The organism is Ruegeria sp. G12, from assembly GCF_056533565.1.
This window is the reverse complement of sequence record NZ_JBQFOO010000002.1, coordinates 276,841-291,786: the sequence shown is the minus strand read 5'-3', so window position 1 is coordinate 291,786 and position 14,946 is coordinate 276,841. Positions and strand designations below refer to the sequence as shown.

General features: G+C 59.0%; 17 protein-coding genes. 10 read left to right on the top strand and 7 right to left on the bottom strand.

Annotated elements, in window-relative coordinates; translation table 11 throughout:
- Positions 1–69: 69 nt before the first annotated feature.
- The 5 genes from ACR0JN_RS05290 to rpsF form a co-directional block, all read right to left on the bottom strand.
- A complete protein-coding gene (locus ACR0JN_RS05290) occupies positions 70–771 on the bottom strand; it encodes an autoinducer binding domain-containing protein (RefSeq protein ID WP_480815283.1) in 702 nt (233 codons plus the stop codon).
- A gap of 224 nt (positions 772–995) precedes the next feature.
- Positions 996–1,475: a transglycosylase SLT domain-containing protein gene (locus ACR0JN_RS05285; RefSeq protein WP_480884623.1), complete on the bottom strand. Its 480-nt coding sequence runs from the start codon at positions 1,473–1,475 to the stop codon at positions 996–998.
- A gap of 152 nt (positions 1,476–1,627) precedes the next feature.
- Complete coding sequence (gene rplI / locus ACR0JN_RS05280) at positions 1,628–2,248, bottom strand: 50S ribosomal protein L9 (protein WP_480815285.1); 621 nt, start codon at positions 2,246–2,248, stop codon at positions 1,628–1,630.
- Between the two features lie 12 nt (positions 2,249–2,260).
- The gene (gene rpsR, locus ACR0JN_RS05275) at positions 2,261–2,488 is read right to left on the bottom strand and encodes a 30S ribosomal protein S18 (RefSeq protein WP_005982441.1); all 228 of its coding nucleotides are present in this window, start codon (positions 2,486–2,488) and stop codon (positions 2,261–2,263) included.
- Between the two features lie 27 nt (positions 2,489–2,515).
- Positions 2,516–2,869, bottom strand: coding sequence for a 30S ribosomal protein S6 (gene rpsF, locus ACR0JN_RS05270; RefSeq protein ID WP_039529890.1), 354 nt, complete (start codon positions 2,867–2,869; stop codon positions 2,516–2,518).
- 267 nt (positions 2,870–3,136) lie between these two features.
- Here rpsF and ACR0JN_RS05265 point away from each other — a divergent pair, with 267 nt between their 5' ends.
- On the top strand, positions 3,137–3,673 hold the full coding sequence (locus ACR0JN_RS05265; protein ID WP_480884622.1) for a hypothetical protein: 537 nt from the start codon (positions 3,137–3,139) through the stop codon (positions 3,671–3,673).
- A 127-nt stretch (positions 3,674–3,800) separates the two neighbouring features.
- Positions 3,801–4,373 (top strand): YceI family protein, encoded by a 573-nt coding sequence (locus tag ACR0JN_RS05260; RefSeq protein WP_480815287.1) that lies wholly within the window; start codon positions 3,801–3,803, stop codon positions 4,371–4,373.
- Between the two features lie 53 nt (positions 4,374–4,426).
- Here ACR0JN_RS05260 and ACR0JN_RS05255 read toward each other — a convergent pair whose 3' ends face one another.
- A complete protein-coding gene (locus ACR0JN_RS05255; protein ID WP_480884621.1) occupies positions 4,427–5,653 on the bottom strand; it encodes a cytochrome b/b6 domain-containing protein in 1,227 nt (408 codons plus the stop codon).
- A gap of 175 nt (positions 5,654–5,828) precedes the next feature.
- Between ACR0JN_RS05255 and fabD the strand changes: the two genes are divergently transcribed.
- The 7 genes from fabD (at position 5,829) to mltG (ending at position 12,165) form a co-directional block, all read left to right on the top strand.
- A complete protein-coding gene (fabD, locus tag ACR0JN_RS05250) occupies positions 5,829–6,767 on the top strand; it encodes an ACP S-malonyltransferase (RefSeq protein WP_480884620.1) in 939 nt (312 codons plus the stop codon).
- Positions 6,768–6,809: 42 nt separating this feature from the next.
- The gene (gene fabG, locus ACR0JN_RS05245; protein ID WP_480815290.1) at positions 6,810–7,547 is read left to right on the top strand and encodes a 3-oxoacyl-[acyl-carrier-protein] reductase; all 738 of its coding nucleotides are present in this window, start codon (positions 6,810–6,812) and stop codon (positions 7,545–7,547) included.
- A gap of 210 nt (positions 7,548–7,757) precedes the next feature.
- Positions 7,758–7,991 (top strand): acyl carrier protein, encoded by a 234-nt coding sequence (locus ACR0JN_RS05240; RefSeq protein ID WP_039529899.1) that lies wholly within the window; start codon positions 7,758–7,760, stop codon positions 7,989–7,991.
- A gap of 139 nt (positions 7,992–8,130) precedes the next feature.
- Positions 8,131–8,670, top strand: a complete 540-nt coding sequence (locus ACR0JN_RS05235; protein ID WP_480884619.1) for a GNAT family N-acetyltransferase — start codon at positions 8,131–8,133, stop codon at positions 8,668–8,670.
- A 123-nt stretch (positions 8,671–8,793) separates the two neighbouring features.
- Positions 8,794–9,537 carry a 1-(5-phosphoribosyl)-5-[(5-phosphoribosylamino)methylideneamino]imidazole-4-carboxamide isomerase gene (locus ACR0JN_RS05230; RefSeq protein ID WP_480815292.1) on the top strand — a complete coding sequence of 248 codons (744 nt, stop codon included), beginning with the start codon at positions 8,794–8,796 and terminating at the stop codon, positions 9,535–9,537.
- A gap of 204 nt (positions 9,538–9,741) precedes the next feature.
- A complete protein-coding gene (gene fabF, locus ACR0JN_RS05225) occupies positions 9,742–11,007 on the top strand; it encodes a beta-ketoacyl-ACP synthase II (RefSeq protein WP_480884618.1) in 1,266 nt (421 codons plus the stop codon).
- Entirely contained in the window at positions 11,008–12,165 is a 1,158-nt protein-coding gene (gene mltG, locus ACR0JN_RS05220) for an endolytic transglycosylase MltG (protein WP_480884617.1), read from the top strand.
- A 52-nt stretch (positions 12,166–12,217) separates the two neighbouring features.
- On the opposite strand, the gene ACR0JN_RS05215 is transcribed toward mltG, so the two are convergent.
- Positions 12,218–13,477: a DEAD/DEAH box helicase gene (locus tag ACR0JN_RS05215; RefSeq protein ID WP_480884616.1), complete on the bottom strand. Its 1,260-nt coding sequence runs from the start codon at positions 13,475–13,477 to the stop codon at positions 12,218–12,220.
- A 327-nt stretch (positions 13,478–13,804) separates the two neighbouring features.
- On the opposite strand from ACR0JN_RS05215, the gene ACR0JN_RS05210 reads away from it, so the two are divergent.
- Positions 13,805–14,692 (top strand): DMT family transporter, encoded by an 888-nt coding sequence (locus ACR0JN_RS05210; RefSeq protein WP_480884615.1) that lies wholly within the window; start codon positions 13,805–13,807, stop codon positions 14,690–14,692.
- Positions 14,693–14,946 lie beyond the last annotated feature (254 nt).

The following is a 14,946-nucleotide window of genomic DNA, read 5'->3' as shown; positions in this document are numbered from 1 at the left end:
TTACCGGCTTGGGGGAGAATTTCTATTGGGGGTTTCCCGTATTTTGACGGAAATCGGCCAATTTTGTGTTTAACCTGGGGTAATAAGCCCAATTGCCACCGCGCGCCCGACGGCCTGTGGGGTGGTCAGTGCACTAAGCTTTTCCCGGCTGGAACGCAAGTGCACTTCGACGGTGCGGTGGGAAATCGACAAAATATCGCCGATATCCTGCTGAGATTTGCCTGCCGCCACCCATTGCAGGATCTCAGCCTCACGCGTCGACAGGGTCGGATGATACAGGGCCCCGGTCAGATCATCCGAGGATACGACGTTGTCGTGGATATGCACTGCCATCGACTGCAGGTCAGCGATCACGTGGGTAAAGAGCTTTTTCCACTCTTCCCGGCTGCATTCCCGCGTGGCGCTCAGCAATCCGATATCGCCATAAGGGCCGCGGACAGGAATCGTGACGCCCTGACTGGGCAGCCCAAAATCATGGGCATCTCTGAAGACGCGCTGAAAATCGGGGCTGCGCTCCAATCTGCTCCAATCCACGGGGGCAATGCTGCGGCGCGCCATGTGGATGGTTGGATCGATCATAATCAGGCCCTGGTCCTGATAATGTTCCTTCCATGCATCGTCGTAAGTGACGTAGCCAGCCACCGTACCGGCCGCTGGGTTCATACCGGCATAAGCAGCATGATCCATGTCGTGCTTTTCGCAGACCTGGTGAAGAAACTCGGTATATCGAGTTTCTGAATCCGGCAAAGTGCTCAGATCAAAAATTTCCATGCGGCGCCTACCAGCTGCGGCCCATCTTAAACTCGGTGGTGTTGCCGAGCTTTAACTTGACTTAGAGTGGAACCCAATTTACCTCACGGTAAAAACAACATCACACTTTTTTGACTATGACAAGACAACGCACTTAATGTGCGTACATTTCGCGTGTCTGTGGGCTCTGATTAGAGTTATATTTGTCACTAACGGGCCTACGTTGGCCGATTGTGTCACAACCGTCAGGGTGCGGGCACCAGACCAGTCTCAACCAACATCCCCCGGGCTTTGGCCTCGGGGTAGTAACCTTTGGCGTACAAAAAGATCGCTCTTTTCTGGTCTCCGTCCGACAAAAGCCACGCCCCGCGCAGGTATTTTCCGGCAAACTCCAGGTTCGTATCCGCGTCCAGCAACCCGTTCGCATCGCCCTTGTATCCCATTGAACGCGCGGTGGCGGGCAGGATTTGCAGAAGGCCGTAGTAGGGTCGGTTCACGGCCCAAGGGCGATGGGTACTTTCCCGGATGGCCAGCTTGTGCACCAACTCGCGCGGCATATCGTAATGGTCCGCCCATTTGTTGATCGAGGCGCGCAGTTCTGGCGTTTCATTTGGGTAGAGCGGTGGATCGAACGGTTCCGCCTTCTGATTGCTGGGCCCGCTACACGCCGCCAGTGGAGCAATAAGCAAAAAGGCCAAGATGCTGCGGCGAAGTAGTTGGGGCATAAGGTTTCTCCGAAGTCCGAGGACCGATGATAGGGGTTGGGTTTCTGACCGCAACTGTCGCCGGAAATTCTGGCTGAAATTCGCTGGTGTGCGTGTGAAAAAAAGGCCGCGCAGAGCAGCGCGGCCTTTCAATTCTGGTGCTGTCAGCCGGATCAGGCTTTGGCTTCGTCTTCTTCAACCGGTGCTTCTTCGGCAACCAGTTCTTCGTCTTCCGACGCAGCGGATCCGATGTCGTCGAACAGTTCGGCGATTTCGAATTCAGCGGCGGCTTCTTCTTCAGCAGCCAGTTCCTGAATCGATTTGCCCGATGCCTGCAGTTCGGCTTCTTCTTCCGAACGGGCAACGTTCATCTGGATCTCGACCTCGACCTCGGGGTGCAGTTTAACCGCCAGCGAGTGCAGACCCAGTTCCTTGATCGGTGCGATCAGGGCGATCTGTTTCTTGTCGACGGTGAAACCCGCCTCGGTCGCAGCGTCTGCGGCGTCACGCGGGGTGACCGAGCCGTACAGAGCGCCAGCATCCGATGCCGAGCGAATCACGATGAACTGCTGACCGTCCAGCTTTTCAGCCAGTGCTTCAGCTTCTTTCTTGGTTTCCAGATTGCGGGCCTCAAGCTGTGCTTTCTGGGCTTCGAACGAGGCGATGTTCGACTCGGACGCGCTCAGCGCTTTGCCTTGGGGCAGCAGGAAGTTGCGGGCGTAGCCGGGCTTGACGTCAACGACGTCGCCCATCTGACCCAGTTTCGCAACGCGTTCCAGCAGGATAACTTGCATGTCAGTCTCTCCTTACTTCACGGCGTAGGGCAGCAGGGCAAGGAAGCGGGCGCGCTTGATCGCACGGGCCAACTCACGCTGTTTTTTCGCCGAAACGGCGGTGATGCGCGAAGGAACGATCTTGCCACGCTCAGAGATGTAGCGCTGCAGAAGACGGGTGTCTTTGTAGTCGATCTTCGGCGCGTTGTCGCCCGAGAAGGGGCAGACCTTGCGGCGGCGGAAAAATGGTTTTGCGGCCATGGTTTAAGTCCTTTCGTCAGGCGTTGATCAACGGCGCTCGCGGCGGCCTTCGCGCTCATCGCGCTTCTGCATCTGGACCGAGGGGCCCTCGGCATGTTCGTCGACCTTGATGGTCAGAACGCGCATGACGTCTTCATGCAGGCGCATCAGGCGCTCCATTTCCTGAACGGCACCAGCGGGGGCGTCGGTCTTCAGGAAGGAATAGTGACCCTTGCGGTTCTTGTTGATCTTGTAGGCCATTGTCTTGACGCCCCAATACTCACTGTCGACGACGTTGCCGCCGTTGTCAGCCAGAACGGTGCCGAAATGTTCGACAAGGCTTTCTGCCTGCGCGTTGGACAGATCCTGACGCGCGATCATTACATGCTCATACAGTGGCATGTGCACTCCTGTTTATATCAAGGCGCATTTCAAAGGCGGGGTCATAGGTCCTTCGCGACCCTGCCACGAGAGGCTGCGCGATTCATATCGTTTGCGAAGGATGGCCCCGTATACACGTTTATGGCGGCGGGGCAAGCCCTGCCACAGATGCCCCTGTGAAGTCGCCCAATTTCCATTGGGCCGCCCAATTCCTGACGCTTTTCACCCCGAAGTTGTTTTGTATACCGGATATTAACCGGAACGGACAACACTAATGACGGTAACCTTATGCAGGGTAAAAATGTTATGACCGCAACAAACACAAATACATTTCAGGAAAAGACGTCCGGCGCACGTTTTGAAAACTCTGTGCCGGTCATGATTGCCTTCGCGCCGAATTGGAAAGCCCGGCAGATACTGTCTCGCGTCATCGGCGTCTTTATGATTTTGGCTGCATTCTCGATGTGGCTGATGCCCGGATCGGTTATCGGCGCGGATGTCTGGCCGATCAAATTGGCGGCTTCGATGCTGTTCCTGATTGTCGGTGTCAGCCTGATGACCGTTGAAATCCTCGATCCGCGGCCTGACGCATATTTTGACCCCATTCGCCGCGAAGTTCGTGTTCTGCAGAAAAATGAAGACGGACGTCCCCAAACCGTATTGCGACGTGCCTATGATACGCTGGGCGGTGCGCGCTTCTCGGACGATGATGTCGAGTTGTATGACGTGGACGGCAGCCTGTTGATGAAACTGCCGTTGCAGTCGACAGATGTGAGCCGCGCGCTCAAAGGTCAGCTCAGCCAAAGCGTAACAATTTTCGCCTGAGTTTTATTCTGTTCAAAAAGGAACAGAGTTTGTGAAACAAAAATACTTGTGTGCCGCCCTAAGGCGGCACATTTTTGTTGTGAGCAACCCAAAATTGGTTTGCATCCACAAAAACGCGGAGATTGTCATGAAACCCATCCTACTTGCCGCCGCTCTGGCCGTGCCGGCAACCACGGCTTTTGCAAGCGCCGAAAAATACGTTCTGGACCCAAGCCACAGTCAGGTTGTTTTCAGCTATGACCACCTGGGGTTTTCGACCACCACCGGCATGTTCTCGGGCTTTGAGGGCGAGATCATGTTCGATCAGGAAGATCCGTCTGCCTCGACTGTCAGCGTGTCGATGCCTGTGCTTGAGATGTTCACCGGCTGGAAACCGCGCGAAGATCACTTCATGACCGAGGATTTCTTTGGCGCAACCGAAGGCGATCTGATCACCTTCACTTCGACCGGGATCGAAGTGACTGGCGAAAACACCGCCAACATCACCGGTGATCTGACCATGAACGGCGTGACCAAGTCGGTCGTTCTGGACGCCAAGCTGAACAAGGTCGATCAGCACCCGATGGCCAACAAGCCATGGGCCGGGTTCAACGCCACCACGACCTTGACCCGCAGCGAGTTCGATCTGGGCCAGTTCGCGCCGTTCGTCAGCGACGAGGTGCAGATCCAGATCTCGGTTGAGGCGCAAAAGGCCGAGTAAACCTCAACCCCGAAACAGTGAAACCGCCGGTGGCCTTTGCCCCGGCGGTTTTTTTATTCGCCCTGTGTTGCGGTCAGGTTGATCGCGACAGTCACGGCAAAGGCCAGTGAATCCTCGGCAGGCATTGAGGCGCCGATGCCAAAATCCAGCCGGTTCAGTTCCAGTTCTCCGGACACCACTGCGGCGTTGTCCTGCATCTCAAGCGTGAAGGGTAGCACGACGTCGAGGGATTTATCCCGGATGGTGAGTGGGCCACGGGCCTCGTAGCCGGTTTCGGTTTTGAAAAGGTCAGCCTTGAAGCTGGCGGTCGGAAACTGGCCGTTGTCGAAGAAATCCGCCCCCATCGCCTGATCGGTCACCGTGCCCAAGCTGAGCGATCCGATGGCGATGGTCACATCGACGGACCCGGCTGGCCCTAGCTCGGGAGGTTCGTCAAAGGCGATGGCGGCGGTCCAGTCGGCAAAGCTGCCGGTCACCGGGCTGCCAAGCTGGGTGATGGTGATCGACAGCGTGCCGTCCTGCACCTGCCAGTCGGACTGGACCTCGGCCAAGTCGGCGGTGTCTGTCGCGGCGGTCGAGTGGTGGGAAAAGACCCCCATGCCGTACCCACCTGCCAGCACGGCACCCCAGACGGCAACCGCGGCCAGAACAGGCACAGCCGAGTGTTTCTGTGCCGGCGGCTGCGGGGCGTCGGACTGGCCAGGCAGCATGCGGCGCAATGTACTGTCTTTATCGACAACGTGGTGTTTCAGGGCGCCCGCGATGTGCAGTGCCAGCGACGCGGCCAGGACCCAAATGAACAGCCAGTGAAGTGCAGCCGTTAGTTCCGCCAGATGCGCGGATTTCGGCACAAAGGGCAGGTTTTGGCCGAATGGCCAGAAGATCGGGGCAAACCCCTCGGCGGCGGCGTGGTGGACCCAGCCAGTCAGGGGCACCAGCACCAGCGAGGCATAGAGCATCCAGTGCACGGTCTCGGCGACGAAGGCCTCGGGCTTGTTCTCCGCATTCAAGAGGCCCGGCTTGGGTTGTGACAGCGCCCACAGGATGCGGGCGAGGGCGGCAAAGAAGACGGTGACGCCAACCGTCTTGTGGATCGTGAACAGGCGTGCGGCAAGGGCGATATCTGCCTCGGTCGTCGGAATGTCCGGGTCATAGATCGCGTGGGCCAGGTCATTCGCAATCCAGCCCAAAGGCAGCGCCGTGAAGATCAGCAAAGCGATGAGCCAATGGAAGGTCTTGGTCACGCTGCCATAGCTGGAGAATGTGTTGGTCAGGGCCATTGGTCGAACGCTCCCGGGTTGGTCGGTTGGGACCAACCTAAAGCGGTGCGGACAGGACACAAGTAGGTGGCTGCGCACAACACCGGTGCCCGAATGCAGAGCAAACGCAGCGCTTGTGCCGCGTGCTCAGTCAGTTTACACCCCGCCGCAACCTAACGTCATCCATGAGGTTGCAATGACACTCGCGTTCGTTTTCCCGGGGCAGGGCGCCCAGACCATCGGTATGGGCAAGGCTCTGGCCGAGGCTTATCCCGCCGCGCAGGCCGTTTTCGATGAGGTGGACGAGGCGCTAGGTGAAAAGCTGAGCAGCCTGATCTGGGAGGGCGATATCGCCGATCTGACGCTGACGCAGAACGCGCAGCCTGCGCTGATGGCAACCTCGATAGCAGCGATGCGCGCGCTTGAGGCTGAGGGAGTCTCGGTCACGAAAGCAGCTTTCGTGGCAGGGCATTCGCTGGGTGAATACTCGGCGCTGGCGGCCGCCGGTGCGCTGAGCGTCGCAGACACTGCGCGTCTGCTGCGGACGCGTGGGCAGGCGATGCAGAGCGCCGTGCCGGTGGGCGAGGGCGCGATGGCCGCCATTCTGGGGCTCGATCTGGACGCGGTTCGCGCCGTCGCTGAAGAGGCCGCGCAAGGTGAGGTATGTCAGGCCGCCAACGACAACGACCCGACTCAGGTTGTGGTGTCGGGGTCAAAGGCCGCCGTGGAACGGGCGGCTGAGATTGCCAAGGAAAAAGGGGCGAAACGCGCGGTTATGCTGCCGGTGAGTGCCCCGTTCCATTGTGCGCTGATGCAGCCCGCTGCCGATGTCATGGCCGAAGCTCTGGCTGCGGTCGAAATCAAAGCGCCTGCCGTTCCGCTGATCGCGAATGTGCGCGCCGAGGCGGTCAGCGATCCGGACCTGATCCGGAAATTGCTGGTCGAGCAGGTCACAGGATCGGTCCGTTGGCGCGAAAGCGTTCAGTACATGGCGGCGCAGGGTGTGACCAAAACGTGGGAGATTGGCGCTGGTAAGGCTCTGTCTGGTATGATCCGCAAGATCGATCGCGCCATCGCGGGCAAGGCGGTGGGCACGCCCGAAGATGTACAAAAGGCTGTTCAGGCCGATTCGTAAGGATAAAACGCGCCCCACGGGGCGCAGTACGAAGGAAACAGAATGTTTGATTTGACAGGTAAGAACGCACTGATCACCGGTGCTTCGGGCGGAATTGGCGGCGACATTGCTCGCGCACTATACGGCGCCGGAGCCACGGTCGGACTGTCGGGTACGCGGGTTAAGCCTCTGCAGGCATTGGCCGACGAATTGGGCGAGCGTGCCCATGTGCTGCCCTGCAACCTGAGCGACCCCGAGGCGGTCGACGCTTTGCCAAAGCAGGCCGCCGAAGTGATGGGTTCGGTCGACATTCTGGTTAATAACGCCGGGATTACACGGGACAATCTGTTCATGCGCATGTCGGATGACGAATGGCAGAGCGTTATTGACGTGAACATGACCTCGACCATGAGACTGTGCAGAGGTGTTATCCGCGGCATGATGAAGTCGCGCTGGGGCCGGATTGTGAATGTCTCGTCTGTCGTGGCGGCAATCGGCAATCCAGGTCAGACAAACTATGCGGCTTCAAAGGCCGGAATGATCGGGTTTTCCAAAGCCCTGGCCCACGAGGTCGCAACGCGGGGTATTACCGTAAACGCCGTTGCACCGGGCTTTATTACGACCGCGATGACCGAGAAGCTGACAGAGGAACAGAAGAAGGGGCTGTTGCTTAAAGTTCCTGCAGGCCGCATGGGTGATCCCAAGGAAATCGCGGCGGCAGTGGTTTATCTTGCCAGCCCCGAGGCGGGTTATGTGACAGGAAGCACCTTGCATGTGAACGGCGGTATGGCCATGTTGTGACGGCGACACGGGGCGGATGCGAAAGCGTTTGCCTTGGGCGTTGTCTGTGCTATAGGCGGCGCATTCAAACAGGGGCCGGTCGTTCAGGTCGGCCTTCTACTTTCCCGCTGACACGGGACCCAAACCGCCCGGAACGGGCAAATCAAGGCCACCCCGCGCGGGCAAGGGCAGAACCGGGCAGAGCGCCCTGAAACGGAATGAGGAATTGATATGAGCGACGTCGCAGATCGCGTTAAGAAGATCGTTGTTGAGCACCTGGGTGTTGAAGAAGATAAAGTCGCGGAAAACGCCTCTTTTATCGACGACCTGGGCGCAGACAGCCTGGACACTGTTGAGCTGGTCATGGCCTTCGAAGAAGAGTTCGGCATCGAGATCCCCGATGACGCAGCCGAGACCATCCAGACCTTTGGCGACGCCGTCAAATTCATCACCGAAGCGTCCTAAGCGTTTCGAAGCTGATAGAAAGCGGCGCTTCCGGGCAACGGAGGCGCCGCTTTTTTGTTTCCGCACGAAATTCACGCTTGCGTAACCTGTGCGCGCTTATCACTGTTTCCACTGAGGCATAATTCCAAGTGGACAGACCATGATAAGATCCACCCCGATGATCAATACCGCCCGGCTGACGCTTTGTGCGATGCGGCCTGAGGATTTCGACCGGTTCGCCGAGATATGGCGCGACCCGTGTGTCGTGCGTCATATCGGGGGCTCACCCAAATCGCGGGGCGAGGCGTGGGATTCGTTCCTGCGCAATGCGGGTCATTGGCAAATGGCCGGATTTGGCCAGTGGGCGGTGCTGCAGCAATCGAATCGGAAGATGGTCGGACAGGCCGGATTCTTCTACGGCAATCGCAACTTGGGCGAAGATTTTGATGCCTTTCCCGAAGCCGGTTGGGTTCTGGCCCCCGAGGTGCAGGGGCAGGGGTTCGGGTATGAGGCTGCGAAGGCTGCTCATGACTGGTTTGATCGGGTGATTCCGGGACGTTTGGTCGCGATGGTCGATGCGAGCAACTTCGCTTCGCAAAAGCTTGCGAAGAAACTGGGTTACGTGGTCATGCGCGAAGAAACGTATGGGGGTACGCCTGTGCATCTTCTGCGACGGAACGGTCCGCCAGCCCGCGCATAATTCCGCCGAGTTTTGCGCATGCCGCAAAAGGACCAAACTTTGCCGATCCCAGTCCAAACGCGCTTTTGACGCGTGTGTATGGTATGCTGGATTTGCACAGCGATTGAGCGGAGGACCATGCTCATGAGGGTTTACCCAACAATGGAACTGCAGAACGGCCGGTGTGTCACGTTGGACAAGGGCCGACTGGAAGACGCGATGATCTGGCATGTTAACCCGGTGGAAACGGCGCGCAGTTGGTCTGCGGCTGGTGCTGACTGGATGCAGTTGACGGATTTCGATGCGATCGAAGGCCGGGACACCAATGCCGAGCTTGTGGAAGAGATCATCCGGACATCCGAAATGTCGGTGCAGCTGGCGGGCGGCATGCGCACCCGTGAACAGGTGGAGCATTGGATCGGCAAGGGCGCAGGGCGCGTTGTGATCGGTACGCTGGCCGCCTGGGACCCGAACCTGGTCAAGGAACTGGCCAAGCTGTACCCGGATCAGATCGTGCTGGCGGTCGACGTGTGGCGCGGGTTTGTCATGACCGAAGGCTGGCGCAGCCAAAGCGCCTTTACGCCCGAAGCGTTCATTGATGCTTTTGCGGGAACACCGTTTGCGGCCATTCTTGTGACCGATATCGACAGCGATATGGAAGATGTCGAGGCGCAGCTGGGCCTGATCTCGGGTCTGGCGCAGCATTCGCGGACACCGGTGATTGCAAGTGGTGTGGTGCGCACAGTCGATGATATCTCGCGGCTGGCGTATATTCCCAACATTTCCGGTGCGATTGTCGGTCGCGCGTTGTTCCGTAAGACTGTGGACCTGACCGAGGCGCTCGCGGTGACGACCGGGGCGCATGAGCCGGTCGCGCAGTTCCAGTAAGCTTCTTAGCCCATGAAAACTGCGGCCTCTTCGGGAAACCGCAAGAGGCCGCATTTGCTTTTGGCGGATTTGGGCCGTTTTCCGTTTGCCTCAAGAGGTACTGGCGTTCGTCTGATGGTGCGGAATGTGCTGTTGCTCTTGCCCCCGCCCCCTGCGCCGGGGTAAGAGCGGTTCTCATAACAGGAAGCAGGCAAGAGGCACTTCATGCGCAGAGTCGTTGTTACCGGTCTGGGATTGGTCACTCCTTTGGCCAGTGGGGTCGAGGAAACCTGGTCGCGTCTGTTGGACGGAGAATCCGGCGCAGGCCCGATCACCCTTTTCGATGCTAAGGCGAGCGGTGTCACAACCACCTATGCCTGTGAGGTGCCGCGCGGCGACGGTACAAACGGCACGTTCAATCCCGATGACTGGATGCCGCCGAAAGAGCAGCGCAAGATCGAAGACTTTATTCTCTATTCGATTGCTGCGGCTGAAATGGCCTGCAAGGACGCGGATTGGTTGCCCGAGGATGAAGAGGACCGTCTGCGCACAGGCGTTCTGATCGGATCGGGGATCGGTGGGCTTGGGTCGATTGCGGAAACCGCGAACCTGATCCGCGACAAGGGCCCGCGCCGGGTTTCGCCCTTCTTTATTCCGGGCGCGTTGATCAACCTCGCGTCGGGGCAGGTTTCGATCCGGTTTGGTTTCAAGGGGCCGAACCACTCGGTCGTGACCGCCTGTTCAACAGGGGCGCATGCTATCGGAGATGCCAGCCGGATCATCCGCGCGGGTGACGCTGACGTCATGATCGCGGGTGGCGGCGAAGGCTGCATCTGTGAAATCGGTATCGCCGGGTTCAACTCGTGCAAGGCGTTGTCGACCAAATATGCCGACGATCCCAAAAAGGCGAGCCGCCCTTACGACATTGATCGCGACGGCTTCGTGATGGGCGAAGGGTCTGGCATCGTCGTTCTTGAGGACTACGAGCACGCCAAGGCGCGCGGCGCGAAAATCTATGCCGAGGTGCTGGGCTATGGCATGTCGGGCGACGCCTATCACATCACAGCGCCGTCCGAAGACGGCGACGGTGCTGAACGGTCGATGAAAGCGGCGCTGCGCAGTGCCGGGCTGGAACCCAAGGATCTGGACTACATCAACGCACATGGCACCTCGACCATGGCGGATACGATTGAACTGGGTGCTGTTGAACGTCTGCTGGGCGATCACGCCAGCAATGCGACCATGACCTCAACCAAATCGGCTACTGGCCACCTGCTGGGGGCCGCGGGCGCGATTGAGGCGATCTTTTCGATCCTGGCGATCCGGGATCAGGTCGCGCCGCCAACGATCAATCTGGATAACCCAGCAGTGGAAACCCCGATTGATCTGGCGCCCAACGCCAAGCGCGAGCGTGAGATCAATGTGGCGCTGTCGAATTCGTTCGGGTTTGGCGGCACCAATGCCAGCGTGATCTTCGGAAAGGTCAGTTAAATGTGGCGGGCCTTGGCATCGAACGCGCTGACCATTCTGGTGGTCAGCCTGTTTCTGCTGGGCGGTCTGATCCTGTGGGGGCAGTCTCAGTACAAGGCCGAGGGCCCGCTGGAAACTGCCATCTGCCTGCAGGTCGAAGGCGGGTCGAACATGACCCGCGTCAGCCGCGAACTGGAGGATCAGGGGGCGATCAGCAGTTCGATGCTGTTTCGGATGGCGGCGGATTATACGGACAAGGCGCAGCAGTTGAAGGCGGGCAGCTTTCTGGTGCGCGAGGGCGCGTCGATGGAGCAGATCATCGACGAAATCACCAGCAGCGGTGTCAGCACATGCGGGTCCGAGATCGAGTATCGGATCGGTGTCACCCGCATTCAGACGCGCGTGCGCGAGTTGAACCCGGCCACGCTGGATTTTGACGAGATCGCTTTGTTCGACGCTACGGATGAAGAAATCCCCGAAGCCTATGCCGAAAAGCGCGCCGAGGCGGATACCCGCTATCGGGTTTCGGTCGCCGAAGGCGTGACCTCGTGGCAGGTGGTTGAGGCGCTGAAGGGTCTTGAGGCGTTGACCGGTGAGGTTACTGAAATCCCTGCCGAGGGAATGTTGGCCCCTGACAGCTATGACATCAAGCCGGGTGATGACCGGAGCGCGGTGCTGCAGGCGATGCAGGACAAGCAGCAATTGCGGATCAATGCTGTGTGGGAAAGCCGTCAGGATGACCTGCCTTTGGCGAACCCCGAGGAAATGCTGATCCTTGCTTCGATCATTGAGAAGGAAACCGGGGTGCCGAATGAACGCGGTCAGGTGGCCAGCGTGTTTGTGAATCGTCTGCGGCAAGGTATGAAACTGCAAACGGACCCGACGGTGATTTATGGTGTCACCAAGGGGCAAGGCGTGCTGGGCCGGGGCTTGCGCCGCAGCGAATTGCGCCGCCCAACGCCTTGGAATACTTACGTGATTGACGGTCTGCCGCCGACACCGATTGCCAATCCGGGACAAGCGAGCCTTGAGGCGGCTGTTGCTCCGGATTCGACGAACTATGTGTTCTTCGTTGCGGACGGAACCGGCGGGCACGCCTTTGCCGAAACGCTGCAGGAGCACAATCGGAACGTCGCGAAATGGCGGGAGATTGAGGCCGAAAGGAACTCGGGCAACTAAATCCGAAGGTTTGAATTGAAAAGGGCGGTGTTTTGCACCGCCCTTTTTTTGTTTATGCGGCAGGCCGACGGCGAGGGCGGCGGCGTTTTGACGACGGTTTGGCATCTCCGTTCGCCGCCTGCGGTTTTGGGCCGCGACGGCGGTTGTTCTGACGCCTTGCTGGTTTCTTGGGTTCAACCGCTTCGGGCTGGGTGCCGCTGGCGACCGGAATCTCGATTTTCATCAGCTTCTGGATCTGGCGCAGCAGATCGACCTCCTCCGGAGAACAGAAGGCGATGCCTTCACCTTCGCGCCCGGCGCGGGCGGTGCGGCCGATCCGGTGGACATAGTTGTCGGGCACCTCGGGCAGGTCGTAGTTTATTACGTAAGCCACACCCGGAATGTCGATGCCGCGCGCCGCGACATCGGTGGCGACGAGGACGTTTATTTCCCCGGCCCGGAACGCCTTGATGGCGCGGTCGCGCTGGCCCTGGCTTTTGTTGCCGTGGATCGACGCAGCGTTAAACCCATCGGCCACGAGGCCTTTCATCAGCTTCTCCGCACCATGTTTCGTGCGCGAGAATACCAGTGTCAGGGCGTCCATTTCCTGAGACAGGATTTCGCGCAGCTTCGCCGGTTTCTCCGGCTTGCTGACGAAATGAACCGATTGCGTGATTTTGTCTGCGGCTTTGCCGGGGGGCGAGACCTGCACCCGTTGCGGGTTGGTCAGATACGCGCGGCTGAGCTCTTCCATCTGTTTGGGCATGGTGGCCGAGAACAGCATCGTCTGGCGCGGCGTTCCAAGCTGAGGCGCGATTTTGCGCAGGGCGTGGATGAAGCCCAGATCGAGCATCTGGTCCGCTTCGTCCAGAACCAGATGGCGGACCGAACCAAGATCGACCGCGCCGCGATCCATCAGGTCGATCAGGCGGCCAGGTGTTGCAACAAGGATATCCGTGCCGCGCGACAGAAACGAAATCTGCTTGTTGATGGACTGCCCGCCCACAACGGTCGCGACCCGCAGTTTCGTCTTTTGCGTCAGGCCGCGCAGGCTTTCGGCGATCTGGTTTACCAACTCCCGCGTGGGGGCAAGGATCAGGGCCTTGGCGGTCTTGGGCGCGGGTTTGCCGGGCTGGGCCAGCAGGTGGTCGATCAGCGGCAGGCCAAAGGCCAGCGTCTTGCCGGTGCCGGTCTGAGCAAGACCCAGTATGTCATGACCGTTCAGCGCCAGCGGAATTGCCTGGTTCTGAATCGGGGTGGGTTGAGTGAAATTCGCACGTTTCAGCGCGTCATTCAGTGCTGGCGCAAGGCCGAGCATATCAAAGTCGAACAAAAATCTATCCTTCCATGCCCGTGGCACTGACCAACGGGCAAGTCGTCATGGGCCGCATCCGCGACCAGCGAGGGTTGTGCGAGACCTCGGGACAGGCAGGCGCATCCTGCTTTATCCGGTCTTCGCGTCAAGAACCCTGCGTGATGGGGAACTATAGGGTGAATCGGGCGCTGTGGGGGCCTTGGATGGCCCGAATGCTCACGCGGTAGCGCTGTTTGACAGGCACATGCGGTTTGCAAACCACTTTGTCAAGCACCGAATGCGTAGCGAACTTGCGAAGGTCGGGCCTTTGGCAGATACCGTGAGACAGGTTTTGCGGGACGGATCATGACGCTCAGAGCTTTCGAGGGGGCCGATTTGAGAACGGCAAGTATCGCCCTTGTCATCGGAGGGATGATGTGGGGCTTGTACTGGATCCCGGTTCGATACCTTGTGAGCCAGGGGCTGGACGGTCCCTGGCCCGGGATCGCGATGTATACATCGGCGCTTGTCGTTTTGTTGCCCATCTTGTGGCGGGAACGGCTGGCCCTGGTGCGAGGATGGCGCGGGTTGATCCTGAGCGGGATGTTCACGGGCGCTGCGTTTAGCCTGTTTACTATCAGTCTGGTTTATACGGATGTCGTCCGCTCGATCCTGCTGTTTTATCTGACGCCGGTCTGGGGGACGATTCTTGGCATAGTGGTGCTTGGTGAGCGTCCAAATCTGGCGCGCGTTCTGGGTTTAATTTGTGGTCTGGGTGGTATGTTCATCGTTCTGGGCGCAGAGCAGGGCCTGCCGTGGCCGCGGAATTCAGGGGATTGGTTGGCTTTGATCTCGGGCATCGCCTGGGCGTTGGGGACCCTCGGTCTCTACCGGACGTCTGGTATTTCGGTACCGGGCCAGGTCTTTGCCTTCATCGCGGGTGCGCTGGTGCTGTCTGTGTGCAGTTTGCCCTTCAGCGCAGGGCTTGAGCCCGCAGGTGGGGCGGGTCAACTGGCGGTGCAGATCGGCCCGTTTGCGTTGTTGTCTGCGCTCTACACTCTGCCGATGATCTTTCTGACCATCTGGCCCGCGACCAAGCTGACACCCGCACGCGTCGGGTTGTTGTTGATGAGTGAGGTCGTCGTCGGCCTGATCTCGGCGGCTGTCTTTTCAGGGGAACCGTTTGGGTTGAGAGAGTTGATCGGGGCCACGCTGATCGTGAGCGCTGCGTTTCTGGAGATTGTCCGGGGCTGAACGCGCCCGGGCGAGGTTGGTTTATAAACAAACCGAACGTTGGGTGTTGCGGGTGTGTTGCGTAAACTATTGACTTTGCGCGCTTTATTTTGCACAAGTTGTGTCATGCTAGAAGAAGTGGGCAACGGCCCCGGGGCGACCCCGTGGCCGTTTTTCGTTTCTCTCGTGCGGAAAAACTCACGCATGAGGTCAAAAGCCAAACATGACTTTGATTACCCCGGAAGAGCGGATTTCTCAGACGGCTGATTTGTTGC

What these genes read in the sequence shown, in the direction of transcription:
- rpsR (WP_005982441.1), bottom strand. Translation starts at nt 2,488, where the DNA reads ATGGCCGCAAAACCATTTTTCCGCCGCCGCAAGGTCTGCCCCTTCTCG.
- ACR0JN_RS05235 (WP_480884619.1), top strand. Translation starts at nt 8,131, where the DNA reads ATGATAAGATCCACCCCGATGATCAATACCGCCCGGCTGACGCTTTGT.
- ACR0JN_RS05230 (WP_480815292.1), top strand. Translation starts at nt 8,794, where the DNA reads ATGAGGGTTTACCCAACAATGGAACTGCAGAACGGCCGGTGTGTCACG.
- ACR0JN_RS05285 (WP_480884623.1), bottom strand. Translation starts at nt 1,475, where the DNA reads ATGCCCCAACTACTTCGCCGCAGCATCTTGGCCTTTTTGCTTATTGCT.
- rplI (WP_480815285.1), bottom strand. Translation starts at nt 2,248, where the DNA reads ATGCAAGTTATCCTGCTGGAACGCGTTGCGAAACTGGGTCAGATGGGC.
- ACR0JN_RS05265 (WP_480884622.1), top strand. Translation starts at nt 3,137, where the DNA reads ATGCAGGGTAAAAATGTTATGACCGCAACAAACACAAATACATTTCAG.
- ACR0JN_RS05210 (WP_480884615.1), top strand. Translation starts at nt 13,805, where the DNA reads ATGACGCTCAGAGCTTTCGAGGGGGCCGATTTGAGAACGGCAAGTATC.
- rpsF (WP_039529890.1), bottom strand. Translation starts at nt 2,869, where the DNA reads ATGCCACTGTATGAGCATGTAATGATCGCGCGTCAGGATCTGTCCAAC.
- ACR0JN_RS05290 (WP_480815283.1), bottom strand. Translation starts at nt 771, where the DNA reads ATGGAAATTTTTGATCTGAGCACTTTGCCGGATTCAGAAACTCGATAT.
- ACR0JN_RS05240 (WP_039529899.1), top strand. Translation starts at nt 7,758, where the DNA reads ATGAGCGACGTCGCAGATCGCGTTAAGAAGATCGTTGTTGAGCACCTG.
- fabD (WP_480884620.1), top strand. Translation starts at nt 5,829, where the DNA reads ATGACACTCGCGTTCGTTTTCCCGGGGCAGGGCGCCCAGACCATCGGT.
- ACR0JN_RS05255 (WP_480884621.1), bottom strand. Translation starts at nt 5,653, where the DNA reads ATGGCCCTGACCAACACATTCTCCAGCTATGGCAGCGTGACCAAGACC.
- fabF (WP_480884618.1), top strand. Translation starts at nt 9,742, where the DNA reads ATGCGCAGAGTCGTTGTTACCGGTCTGGGATTGGTCACTCCTTTGGCC.
- fabG (WP_480815290.1), top strand. Translation starts at nt 6,810, where the DNA reads ATGTTTGATTTGACAGGTAAGAACGCACTGATCACCGGTGCTTCGGGC.
- mltG (WP_480884617.1), top strand. Translation starts at nt 11,008, where the DNA reads ATGTGGCGGGCCTTGGCATCGAACGCGCTGACCATTCTGGTGGTCAGC.
- ACR0JN_RS05260 (WP_480815287.1), top strand. Translation starts at nt 3,801, where the DNA reads ATGAAACCCATCCTACTTGCCGCCGCTCTGGCCGTGCCGGCAACCACG.